Origin of the sequence: Aureispira sp. CCB-QB1 (assembly GCF_000724545.1) — a bacterium.
In the GTDB taxonomy this organism is placed as follows: domain Bacteria; phylum Bacteroidota; class Bacteroidia; order Chitinophagales; family Saprospiraceae; genus Aureispira.
This window is the reverse complement of record NZ_JHBV01000041.1, coordinates 182,132-194,412: the sequence shown is the minus strand read 5'-3', so window position 1 is coordinate 194,412 and position 12,281 is coordinate 182,132. Positions and strand designations below refer to the sequence as shown.

The 12,281-nt window shown below is 37.4% G+C and carries 8 protein-coding genes; 6 read left to right on the top strand and 2 right to left on the bottom strand.

What is annotated here, in order from left to right:
* Nucleotides 1-104 precede the first annotated feature (104 nt).
* From argH to CG11_RS21280, 3 genes are all read left to right on the top strand, one after another.
* Nucleotides 105-1,439 (top strand): argininosuccinate lyase, encoded by a 1,335-nt coding sequence (gene argH / locus CG11_RS21290; protein WP_052598868.1) that lies wholly within the window; start codon nt 105-107, stop codon nt 1,437-1,439.
* A 172-nt stretch (nt 1,440-1,611) separates the two neighbouring features.
* Entirely contained in the window at nt 1,612-2,574 is a 963-nt protein-coding gene (locus CG11_RS21285; protein WP_052598867.1) for an amidohydrolase family protein, read from the top strand.
* A 358-nt stretch (nt 2,575-2,932) separates the two neighbouring features.
* A complete protein-coding gene (locus CG11_RS21280) occupies nt 2,933-4,648 on the top strand; it encodes an ABC transporter substrate-binding protein (RefSeq protein WP_052598866.1) in 1,716 nt (571 codons plus the stop codon).
* 82 nt (nt 4,649-4,730) lie between these two features.
* On the opposite strand, the gene CG11_RS21275 is transcribed toward CG11_RS21280, so the two are convergent.
* Nucleotides 4,731-8,033 (bottom strand): glycosyl hydrolase, encoded by a 3,303-nt coding sequence (locus CG11_RS21275; RefSeq protein WP_052598865.1) that lies wholly within the window; start codon nt 8,031-8,033, stop codon nt 4,731-4,733.
* A 721-nt stretch (nt 8,034-8,754) separates the two neighbouring features.
* Between CG11_RS21275 and CG11_RS21270 the strand changes: the two genes are divergently transcribed.
* Nucleotides 8,755-9,855 (top strand): pectin acetylesterase-family hydrolase, encoded by a 1,101-nt coding sequence (locus CG11_RS21270; protein ID WP_052598864.1) that lies wholly within the window; start codon nt 8,755-8,757, stop codon nt 9,853-9,855.
* A 50-nt stretch (nt 9,856-9,905) separates the two neighbouring features.
* Here CG11_RS21270 and CG11_RS21265 read toward each other — a convergent pair whose 3' ends face one another.
* A complete protein-coding gene (locus CG11_RS21265; protein WP_197043903.1) occupies nt 9,906-10,856 on the bottom strand; it encodes a hypothetical protein in 951 nt (316 codons plus the stop codon).
* An 88-nt stretch (nt 10,857-10,944) separates the two neighbouring features.
* Between CG11_RS21265 and ybaK the strand changes: the two genes are divergently transcribed.
* Both ybaK and CG11_RS21255 read left to right on the top strand, forming a co-directional pair.
* Complete coding sequence (gene ybaK, locus CG11_RS21260; protein ID WP_052598862.1) at nt 10,945-11,412, top strand: Cys-tRNA(Pro) deacylase; 468 nt, start codon at nt 10,945-10,947, stop codon at nt 11,410-11,412.
* 19 nt (nt 11,413-11,431) lie between these two features.
* The gene (locus CG11_RS21255; protein ID WP_052598861.1) at nt 11,432-12,010 is read left to right on the top strand and encodes a Crp/Fnr family transcriptional regulator; all 579 of its coding nucleotides are present in this window, start codon (nt 11,432-11,434) and stop codon (nt 12,008-12,010) included.
* Nucleotides 12,011-12,281 lie beyond the last annotated feature (271 nt).

Genomic DNA, 12,281 nt, shown 5'->3' with positions numbered 1-12,281 from the left:
AGAAAAAATAAATCTTCAAATTTGCTTACTTGGTTATTTGGATTGAATGCGTTAGCTTTGCGGTCAATTTCGAACCTTATTCAAAAAAGATAAACTTAGTAGGCATGAAACTTTGGCAAAAAGAAGGAGCTATTAACAAAGAAATTGAACGATTCACAGTAGGAAAAGATCGTGAATTGGATGTTTTGTTAGCAAAACATGACATTACAGGTACTTTGGCGCATATTACAATGCTTGAAAGTATTGATTTGTTGACAAAAGAAGAGTTGGATGCGTTGGTAAAGGAATTGAGAGGACTTTATAAGGAAGTTTTAGCTGGAAATTTTGAAATCGAGGATGGGGTAGAAGATGTACATTCTCAGGTGGAGTTGATTTTGACACAACGGTTGGGCGATGTGGGTAAAAAAATTCACAGTGGTCGTTCTAGAAATGATCAAGTTTTGGTGGATTTAAAGTTGTTTACTCGTACGGAGTTGCGTGAAGTAGTAGAATTGATTGTCCCTTTATTTGAACAGTTGATTACGTTAAGTAATCAATACAAGGACATTAAAATCCCAGGATACACACACTATCAAGTAGCCATGCCTTCTTCATTTGGATTGTGGTTTGGAGCATATGCAGAAAGTTTGGTAGACGACATGCACACATTGTTGGCAGCGTATCGTATTACAAATAAAAATCCTTTGGGGTCTGCTGCTGGTTATGGTTCTTCATTCCCGCTAAATCGTACGATGACGACAAACTTATTAGGGTTTGACGATTTGAACTACAATGTGGTTTATGCTCAAATGGGGCGTGGAAAAACAGAGCGCTCTGTTGCGCAAGCTTTGTCTTCTGTAGCAAGCACATTGAGCAAGTTGGCGCAAGATATTTGTTTGTACAACAGCCAAAATTTTGCTTTTGTAAAATTCCCTGATCACTTAACAACAGGTTCTAGTATTATGCCACACAAAAAGAACCCTGATGTATTTGAGTTAATTCGAGCACGTTGCAATAAAATGATTGCACTGCCAATCGAAATTGCCATGATTACCACCAACTTGGCTTCGGGATACCATAGAGATTTACAAATTATCAAAGAGAGTTTCTTACCTGTTTTTGAAAACATGAAAAGCTGTTTGTACATCAGTAAGTACATGTTGGAAAATATTATTGTGAACGACAGTGCCATTCACGATGAAAAGTACAAGTATATTTTTAGTGTTGATGTTGTTAATGACATGGTACTAAATGGAACTTCTTTTAGAGATGCTTACAAACAAGTTGGTTTGGATATTGAAGCAGGAAATTTTGAACCAATTATGGATTTGCAACATACGCACGAAGGTAGTATGGGGAACTTGTGTAACGACAAAATTACGGCAATGATGAATGCTGTTGTCGCTGAGTTTTCTTTTGATAAAATGGATACTGCTTTAGCTAATTTGTTAGGCGAATAATTAAAAAAGAACAAAATGCAAAGTTTTTGATTTTGAGAGAATAGCTTTGACTTGGCAAAATATTATTTATTTCCCTTGTTGAATTTCGTGCTTTTACAAAACAAAATTTTAACTTTGCGGCACAATTATAGTTCAATTCTATTAAAAATAATTTCATATAATCTATAGAACAATGAATCCAAAACAGTTAATTCTTGACAAAATCAAAGCCAATGGTGGATGGGTAAACACACATGCACATTTGGACAGAGCTTACACGTTAAATGAGGATAATTTTAATTATTCTTATTCTTACTTAAAAGAGAAATGGCATTTGGTTGATGAAATGAAAAAGGCAGCAACCGTAGATGATATTTATAGACGTATGTGTAAAGCTACTGAAGTTTTATTGGAGCAAGGCACACAGGCGATGGGTACATTTATAGATGTAGATGAGAAGATAGAGGACAAAGCGATCAAAGCTGCACACAAATTGCGTGAAACTTATGGTAAAGACATTGAAATGCGTTTTGCTTGTCAGGTACTAAAAGGAGTAATTGATCCTAAGGCTCGTTATTGGTTTGATATGTCTTTGGACTTTGTGGACATTGTGGGTGGTTTGCCAGCAAAAGATTTTGGTCGTGAAGAGGAGCATTTAGATATTTTAATGTCTGCTGCTAAAGAGCATGGAAAGTTGGTACACGTACATGTTGATCAGTTTAATACGGACGAAGAAAAGGAAACAGAGCAATTGGCACGCAAAACAATTGAGCATGGTATGCAAGGAAAAGTTTCGGCTATCCACTGTATTTCTTTGGCGGCACATCCTAAAAAATATCGTCACAAAGTATATGAGTTGTGTCGTGAGGCGGATATGCACATTATTTCTTGTCCTACGGCATGGATCGACCACAACCGTACAGAGCGTTTGCAAGTAAGCCACAACTCAATTACTCCAGTAGATGAGATGGTTCCAGCTGGTTTAACCGTTGCTTTTGGTACAGATAATATTTGTGATATCTACAAGCCGTTCTCTGATGCTGATTTGTGGACAGAAATGCGTGTGATGTTAGAAGCATGTCATTACTATGATGTTGATAATTTAGTGAAAATCGCTACTGAAAATGGTTTGAAGGTTTTGGGAATTGAGAAATAGTAAAGCCTTTTAAGATAAAATTCTAAGCTGCTTGAATGACCTTTCATTCAAGCAGCTTTTTTTTAGCTGTAGCCAAAGTTTGACGCTCTAAAAATAAATAGGGATTACTGTAAAGGAGTTTTTTTTGATTTTTTATCCTTGATTAATAAGAACTTATCTTTTATTTTTGTGTGAAGCAAGCTTTTTCTTAATTTTTGGATATTTCTTTGATAAAGAAAGAGTGCTGGATTGCTTTGTGCGATGTTTCTCTTATTCCATACAAGAGTTTCAAAACTAGTTTGAATGCTTATAAGGAAAGAGTTGGTCGGCACATTGTTGGCAGCTTAATATGATATTTTCTAACTAAATTTTTAACTAAATGCAATACGTAATAACCCTTTTAATTGCGTTGTTTTGTTTTCCTATTTTGGGGCAAAAGGACTTTACCATCAATGTTCACGAATCAGGTGACCCCGATGGTTTGAACCCACTGACCTCAAAAGCCGCCAATGCGGAGAATATTGAGGATAATTTGTTTTGTCGTTTACTGGAGTTCAATCGAGAAAGTTTTCAGCTAGAACCAGCTTTGGCAGTTCGCAGACCAATTATCAAAACTCTAGATAAAGGGAAATATAAAGGTGGAATGTCTCTAAGCTATGAAATCCACCCCAAAGCAGTGTGGGACAATGGGAGTCCAGTGACAGGGAACGACTATTTGTTCACAATCAAAGCATTAAAGCATCAGAAGGTAGAAAGTGGAGGTAGACGCTTGAGAGCAGAATTTATTGTAGACGTAGAGGTTGACCCCTCTGATCCTAAAAAGTTTACCATTTATTCCAAAAAAGTGATGTTTATGGCGGAGGCAATTAGTGGCAACTCGTTTCACATTTTGCCAGAGTACGTTTATGATGCTAAAAAAGTATTGCGTGGAATTTCAATTCCCGAATTGGATGATAAACGAAAGGCATATAGTGAAGCCGTGAATGAATTTGCTGATGATTTTAATTCTGCCAAATATTCGAGTGAAGAAGGTTTTGTTGTTGGTTGCGGTCCTTATCGATTGGTAGAATGGTCCACTGGGGATTTGATAAGCTTGGAGCGAAAAAACGATTGGTGGGGTGACCAAGTGGATAATAAATACTTAAAAGCTTATCCCAGCAAAATTAATTACCACATCATTTCCTCTATAGGATGGGCATTTTCTAAATTCGAAAAGGGGGAGTTGGATATTATTAGAAATGTTCCTCCGAAGCGTTTTAAGGAAGCTAAGGAAGATGAGGCTTATTTGAAAATGACAGAGTTTCACGATCCTTCTCAATTTGCGTATCATTATTTGGCATTTAATTCTAGAAATCCAAAGTTATCAGACAAAAGGGTAAGGGAGGCAATTGCTTGTGCTGTAGACCAAGATAGAATTGTTAATGAATTGTTCGGTGGTGCTGCAATGAAAGCCAAAACGCCAATTTCACCCCATCGAATGCACTACAATATTAATATAAAAGGTGTGACATATGACCTGGATAAAGCAAAAGAACTATTGGCAAAAGCGGGCTGGAAAGATTCTGATGGAGATGATATTTTAGATAAAAAAATTGATGGCAAGCAAGTAAAGTTGCGTTTGAAATATAACTACAACAAAGGAAATGTGGTTCGCAAAGCGATTGGCGAGATGCTAAAAACTAGCTTGGCAGAGATTGGGATAAAGATGGATTTGTACCCCATTGATTTTGCGGATCTGTTGGCAACTGCCAATGAAAGAAACTTCGATATTATCGCTTTAGCTTGGGTCAATACACCGGGTTCTGATGATTTAAAAAATGTGTGGCACACGTCTTCGGATGTTGATGGCGGTGGAAATCGGGTAGGTTTTGGCAACGCTAGAACAGATCGAATGATTGATGAAATCTTAGTCACTTTGGATGAACAGCATAGAAAAGAGTTGTACCTCGAATTGCAAGAGGAGATTGTGGCAGAACATCCTTATGTATTTCTAGTAGTGCCCAATCAGTTAATCATGATTCGAAAAGGGTTTGATTATCCTGAACTAGGTCCTGTTAGCCCTGGTTTTGTGGTGCGTTGGTTTCAACAGAAATAATTGAACTACGAAAAGTAATTAAAATAGGGCAATTGGAATGATATATCCAATTGCCCTATTGCTTTAGAGTGTTTGCGTTGGATTATTCCATTTTCCAATCAGGTATTTGAATCCTACCAGGCGTATAAGGACCACCCAAGTCATTCAATTGCTCTTCCAATTTGTTAATATCTCCTCGCAGATTATTTAAATCAACCAAAAACTTTTCAAACATTTTACCAACCAAGGTATAGTTCTTTTGAGCAGTTTGAGAAGGAGCGGAAGTAGCTCCCCACATATTCCAAATAGGACTTTCCATGCGCTCCAACAAACTTGGTTCTGCTTCAATATCTCGACCACTCAAACTACCATCACCGTATAACTCAACACCCATTTCTTTTAGTCGAATGCGGATGCTTTCTGCTTGTTCTAATAATTTTAAGTCAGCATTAGGCGTTTCTAAGATACCTTTTTGTAAGTGATCGATGCGATTGACCATTGTGTTATAAACAGAACTAGCAGCGCGCCCTGCTCGACGCATTTTAGTTAATTTTACCTCAAAAGCAGTTAATGCCGCCTTGTCTTGGGCACTTAGCGTAGCATTGTTGAGTGATTTAATGGTAAAAGGAACTTTTTCCGTCAAAACGGTTACTTTCCCTGCTTGAATTTTAGACAGTTGAGCAAAATATTCGCCAGGAGCCGCCAAGGCACCACTAGGAGCAGAGCTATAACGACCAGGTTTTGATTCTTTTAATTGAACAGGAACCAAAGACTCATAGCGGAAGTCCCAAACCAAACGATTCATACCTTCGTGGGGTGTTGTTTTGATTCTACGAACCACCTCACCCGCTTTATTGGTAATTGTCATAATAGCAAATGGTTTTTGTTCCCAATCCTCGGCATGAAATTCTTCTAAAGTTGGGTAACGAATATCTTTTTTGTCCTTTGTCAACTGCGCCTCATATTTGTAGCGAGATTCTTTTAACGTCATTAGCGTCGTATCCGAGAAATAGTACGAAAACACAGCACCAACAGGTGGGTTTTTAGCAGCATAGTAGGATTCTCCTTGAGAGGCGATGCCCGTCAAGCCCAAGGGAGCTCTTTCAATAAAAATCCAAGCATCTTTAATGGGATATAAAGTAGCCAACTTATTTTTGTCCTCATCTTTATAATTACGCAAAGGAGTATAATCGTCCAAGACATAGAAGCCACGACCAAAAGATGCCAAAACCAAATCATTCTCCCGTTTTTGAATTTCAATATCTCTAATGGCAATAGTAGGCAAACCTCCTTTTAGCTGATGCCAATTCTTGCCGCCGTTTTTACTATAAAAAACACCAAATTCCGTTCCTGCAAACAAAAGATTTTTATCAACATGATCTTCGGCAATGTCATATACACTACCACGTTTGGGCAAATCCCCATGCACAGCCGTCCATGTTGCGCCTTTATCAATACTCTTGTAAATATAGGGTTTGAAATCGCCATTTTTATGATTATTAAAAATAGCATAAACCGTATGCTTGTCATGCTGGGAAGCAACCAATGCATTGACATAAGTATTGGTAGGAACTGCGCCTACTTTGTCAATTTTTCGCCATGTTTTAGCATCTTCAGAAACTTGTATTAATCCATCATCTGTGCCTACGTATAGTAAATTTTCCTGCAAAGGCGACTCGTCCAAAGCAACTATATTACCATAAATAGAAGTACTCTTATTTTTCATAACAGCCTCTGCCGACCAAACACGCCCCATAACTTTTAATGCGTTTCTATCTATTTTTTGCGTTAGATCATCAGAAATAACGGTCCAATCGTCGCCACGGGTTTCACTCATAAATACTTTGTTGGCAGCAAAATACAAGCGTTTAGGGTTGTGTGGGCTAATCAACAAAGGAGCGTCCCAGTTCCAACGATACGCTAGTTCACCCTCGCCTGGTCTAGGTTTGATTCCCACACGCTCGCCACTCTTTTTGTCGTAACGCACCAACCAACCATATTGTGCCTGTGCATAAACAATATCAGGATTGGTAGGGTCAATTTGGGATTCAAAACCATCGCCACCATTAGTAATGTACCAATCTGCGTTGACAATTCCCGCTGAGTTGGTTGTACGGCTTGGACCACCCATGGAATTGTTGTCTTGTGTCCCGCCATAAATATTGTAAAAAGGAGTCGCATTATCTACTGCCACCTTATAAAATTGTGTGACAGGAAGGTTGGCTTTAAATTGCCAATCTTGGGCATGGTTCCAAGTTTCGTAGATACCTCCATCACAACCTACAATCCAGTGATCTAGATTGGTCGGGTCTTGCCACATACAGTGGTTGTCAACGTGTTTGTGTTTTTCTCCTGTTCTTTTAAATGTTTTTCCACCATCTAATGAATGATGAAACCAAGTATTCATAGAATAGACCTTGTCTACATTTTCTAAGTCACAATAGATTTCTTGATAATAATTACCAGAAGTGCTATACCCTCCTCTTTTTGTCCAGCTAGCACCTCTATCTGTCGAGCGATACGTACCTCCCTTGCCCTTAGAAGCTTCAACAATTGCATAAATATAATCTGGGTTAGCAGGCGATATAGCTAAGCCAATTCTACCTAGAAAATCACCAGAAGGCAAACCACTGGTTAATTTTTTCCAAGACTTTCCTCCATCTTCTGATTTGTGAATACCAGAGCCAGGACCACCCCCCAAATAAGTGAATACATGACGGCGGCGTTGGTGAGAAACGGCATACAAAACATTCGGATCTCTTGGGTCAAGGTGCACCTCACTAATTCCAGTATGTTCGTCAATTTCTAGAATAGCTTTCCAAGTATTTCCTCCATCTTCTGTTTTGTACAAACCTCGTTCTCCACCTGCACTCCAAAGAGGTCCATAGGCAGCAACATAAACAATATTTGGATTTTGTGGGTGCACTTGAATCATTCCAATATGCTCACTTTTTTGAAGCCCCATATTTTTCCAAGACTTCCCCCCATCTTCCGATTTATAAACCCCATCTCCATAAGCCACAGAACGTTGGTTGTTGTTTTCTCCTGTTCCAACCCAAACAATATTTTCGTTGCTAGGGGCTAAGGTAATACAGCCGATAGAATAAGAGCCATAGTTTTCAAAAATAGGCTCATAAGTAGTGCCTGCGTTGGTTGTTTTCCAGACATTTCCAGAAGCTACAGCGACATAATACTCCGCATGTTTTTTAGGATTAACGGCAATGTCGATGATTCGACCAGATGTAAAAGCTGGACCAATCGACCTGAATTTTAAGGCATTAAAATTAGGTCCCTTGTCTTTTTTCTCTGTTTGTTCCTTGTCTTCCTTTTTAGACTTTTTGCCTTTTTGTGCAAAAAATAGCGTTGGCATTGCCCATAGGGCAAGGAATAAAAATAGTTTTTTCATTAGGTGTATGTTATAATTGAATTAAAACGAAATGTTGAGCCATGACATGGGGACCTAAGGTGAGGGTTTCCCGAATTCTTACTCAAAATATGAAGATATTTTCATTTTAAAGATATTTTTTGTTGAATCACAGTTTTTTTTCGATGAGCAATTTTGAAATTTATACCAATGCAAAACGATAGTTGTAGGATGGATAGGTTGCCTACGTTTAAACTCATTGAAGTCCTATTTGAGATTTGTACAATATAAATAAAGGTCTGACGTTTAAGTAGATGGAATGAGCCTTAGAATAAACACGGACACAAGTAATTATTTACAATTTCCCTTCCCAAAAAAAATAAAAATAAGAAGGTTTAGTTTAATATTCCTATAGTGTTGTTTTGTAATGGCTTTTAGTAAGCTGCTCGCTAGATACCTAAAAAAATGTTTTTAAATTAACAATAGTTCGTTGAAACCACGCAGTAGCAGCGAAGCTAACTAAAAGCGCAGCGCTCACGAAGTAAACTTTATTAGTTTACTTCGTGAGTGCTGCGCAGTTGATAATTAACAAGTTACACCTTTGTTGTGCTTTGTGTTAAAACTTTGATTATCAAACTAATATAAATGTGATTTTTTATCTTTTTGGTAAAAAAGTAAACAACTAAGCGATAGCGATCTCACGACCGCAGGGAGCTAATTAACGAACTACTAAATTAATACATCGAACCACAAAATGATACCAATGCTACGCTACCTATTTGTAATCACTTTAGTATTTTTAACTGCCCTTAGTTGCGAGAAAGAAAAAACATTGCAAGAAGAATTTGAAGAAGCCGCAGAAAAAGAAACTTGGCATTTTATCCCCATTCCAGGAATGATTTGTCGTGACAATAGCAATACAGGGATTGGAGTACGTCTAAAGAACAATTCCAATAAGGTCATTATTTATTTAGAGGGAGGCGGCGGCTGTTTTAATGCGGTTACTTGTGTTGCGAATCCAAGTGCTTTTGGTCAAATCTCTTTTGACAGTTGGCAAACAGTAGGATTGCAGTTTGGAATTTTTGACAAAGGGAGTTCTTACAACCCATTTAAAGACTGGAACTATATCTATATTCCTTATTGTACGGGAGATGTACACAGTGGAACAAGTTATAATTCATATGTTAATATTGTACACCAAGATCAAAAAATGGTTGGACATAATAACATTACTTTGGCTTTGGAGGCTTTAAAAACGTATTTTGGAACTCGTTTGGATGAAGTATTTTTGACAGGGTCTAGTGCTGGTGGATATGGAACATTAATCAATGCCAATCAAGTGATAGAAGCTTTTCCGAATGCTACAGCAACTGTTTTAGACGATTCTGGTCCTGTTTTAATGGATCAAAACGTTCAACCCGACTGCTTGGATGATTTGTGGCAAGGAATTTTTCATACCCATATCCCTGATGATTTTGCAGATTATACTTCTGGGCAATACAGCACTTCTATGAAATCGATCTATGAATATCTAAGCAACAAACATCCCAATGTTCAGTTTGGGTTAATATCTGCGTTGGAGGATATCGTTATTCGAGAATTTTATGGTTATGGTGTTAATAATTGTGCCGAGTCTACAGTTGTTCCTGCACCTTTGCCTGCTATAGATTATAAAAATGCTTTAATTTATTTGAGAGACTCTGTCTTTTCACGACATACCAATTGGAAGACATTTTATGTTAATGATGCGAGCCACACCTTTAATTTATTGCCAGGAACCATGCAAAAAGAAGTGAATGGGGTGCAGTATGGTCAGTGGATTAATGCTTTGCGAAATCGAACAGCAACGCATGTTTATGAGTAGTGGTCGATAAATCTTAAGCAGATGTCAATTAGGTAAATCGAAAGATTATGTTAGTAGTTTTTGACAACGTCTTTTACAATTTGATCGTAATAACCTGAGTAAGGGTGCCAAGGATAACTACTGGGATCTTTGAAGCCTTTCGCCCATTTTTCAAAGGTATCAGGGAGGTAATAAAACCAAAGTTGAGGTTGCGGTTTGATCCCTTTGCTTTGGCAATAGGGGAGCCAGATGGTACGATAAAAAATAGCTGTTTCTTGGGCTGCTTTATATTCCAAACGAGCATAGCGCATGATATAATCTTTTCTGCTACAAGCAAAGTATTTGGCATCTCGTTCAATTTTTTGAAACTCAGGACCATTTTTGATGTTGTGCAATTCATAGACAATACCAGCCCACATTTCCTCTGATGTAATATCATCTGCCACCCAAACACGTCCTTCTGATTTGGGAGTAGGATAAGCATGCACAGCATTGACACCAGTTGGAATAGGAAAGTTTTTGTTTGAGTTTGCTTGCCAGTAAATAGGAGATTGAACATCTTCGCCAGCTAGTTTATAAAGAACCCATTGCCAAATAAGATCATCTTTTTGGACAATATCAGCAAGAGCAGGTCGATCAACCAACATTTGCAACAATTCATGCTCACCATGCTGAATATTTTCTCTAGAAAGAGAAAAGTCGTTGCGCAACAAACGAACAAAAGTATTGGCTTTCCAAATGCCTTTTTTTATTTGACCATTTTCATAAAAAAGAATGCCTTCTCCATCCATTTTTCCTTTTTTCCAACCCCCAATAAATTTGCGCTTGTTTTGCCAATAAAAAACACCATAACCATTCATTTTGCCATTGCTAAAATTCCCAATATACTCTTCCCCGCTGTGCCATTCAAATCGACCGTAGCCATTTTGACAATTGCCCGATACACACGTTCCGTCTTGTGCAAAGGTGTTTGTACTAGCAAAAATTAAAATAAAGTAAAAGAGAAGGAACCTTTGTAGCATATTCATTATTTTGTAAGTAGAAATCTATTAAAATAGATGCATCAAGTTGATAAATGGTTGTGCTAGATATTAAAAATACAAAATAAGAATGAAAAAGACCAATGCAATACGGTTGTTACAGCAGAAAAAAGTAACTTTTGATACAATAGAGTATACTTATGATAGTGAGAATTTGAACGTACAAAAAATAGCTGAAGATAACGGCTTAACCTTGACGCATATTTATAAGACTCTAGTATTGAAAGGAGACAAGACAGGCGTTTTTGTTGCCTTAGTAGCTGGCGATGCTTCTTTGTCTTTAAAAAAGATGGCGGCTGTAAGCCAAAATAAAAAAGTAGCAATGCTTGCGGTTAAAGATTTGCAAAAGCATACTGGTTATGTTCGGGGCGGTTGCTCACCTATTGGCATGAAAAAACAATATTCAGTTTATATTTCAGAAGAAGCAAAAGACTTAGAAAAGTTGTATATTAATGCAGGAACTAGAGGTCTCTTGGTTGGACTTGTACCCAAAGATTTGTATAATTTGGCTCAAGCAGAATGGGTCGAAATTGTTTAATTGACTTTTGAATGTATAAATGAGCAAAATAACAGAGTTTTTTAGTCATTTTCCCTTTTTAAAAGCAGATGATATTGCTGAAATTGAAGCCATTTCTGTTATGAAAAGCTATCAAACAGGAGAACAGTTTATCAAACTTGGAGCCACTCGCAAAAAGGTTGGTATCATAGAAACAGGACTGATAAGAGGGTATAGCATTAAAAGTTCAGGAGAAGAAGTATCTGTTATTTTTGCAAAAGAAGGAGAAATTGCTTCTACCCATGAGCTTATTTTTTACGAGGAACCGAGTCGCCAAATTGTAGAGTTTTTGGAACCTACAACCATGTTAGTTTTTGACTATCGAGATATAGAGCGGTTGGCCACTGTTAATCCTAGAATAGATCAAATGCGCAATCAATTTATTCAAGATTTTCTTGTAAAAGTACTTCAACGATTAGAAACTTTTCTAATCTGTAGTCCCGAAGAGCGGTATTTGTGGTTGATTAGAGAAGAACCTAGCTTAATGCAGCGTGTTCAGCAAAAACACTTGGCTTCCTTCTTAGGCATTACTCCTGTCTCTCTGTCTCGGTTACGTTCTAGAATGAGTAAAAAGCATTGATGACGGATGTCTAGATTCTTAAAAAGAAAAGCAAACCTTAACAAGATAATTCCTAACTACAGTAATTAATGATTTATTGAACTCACACAGTACTACTGATGGAGTACGTACATATTTTTGCAAAAAAAATAAAGGTTTTTATATTTGAATAAATCTAAATTGTCGGATCTTTTTTCAGGGAAAAATCTCCTTGTAAGGCTTTAGGAGTGTGTTTTTAGATAATTTGTGGTTTTATAAATCAGATAATTGCTGTAAAAAGTCTTTTTTTGTG

What these genes read in the sequence shown, in the direction of transcription:
- argH (WP_052598868.1), top strand. Translation starts at nt 105, where the DNA reads ATGAAACTTTGGCAAAAAGAAGGAGCTATTAACAAAGAAATTGAACGA.
- CG11_RS21285 (WP_052598867.1), top strand. Translation starts at nt 1,612, where the DNA reads ATGAATCCAAAACAGTTAATTCTTGACAAAATCAAAGCCAATGGTGGA.
- CG11_RS21280 (WP_052598866.1), top strand. Translation starts at nt 2,933, where the DNA reads ATGCAATACGTAATAACCCTTTTAATTGCGTTGTTTTGTTTTCCTATT.
- CG11_RS21275 (WP_052598865.1), bottom strand. Translation starts at nt 8,033, where the DNA reads ATGAAAAAACTATTTTTATTCCTTGCCCTATGGGCAATGCCAACGCTA.
- CG11_RS21270 (WP_052598864.1), top strand. Translation starts at nt 8,755, where the DNA reads ATGCTACGCTACCTATTTGTAATCACTTTAGTATTTTTAACTGCCCTT.
- CG11_RS21265 (WP_197043903.1), bottom strand. Translation starts at nt 10,856, where the DNA reads ATGCTACAAAGGTTCCTTCTCTTTTACTTTATTTTAATTTTTGCTAGT.
- ybaK (WP_052598862.1), top strand. Translation starts at nt 10,945, where the DNA reads ATGAAAAAGACCAATGCAATACGGTTGTTACAGCAGAAAAAAGTAACT.
- CG11_RS21255 (WP_052598861.1), top strand. Translation starts at nt 11,432, where the DNA reads ATGAGCAAAATAACAGAGTTTTTTAGTCATTTTCCCTTTTTAAAAGCA.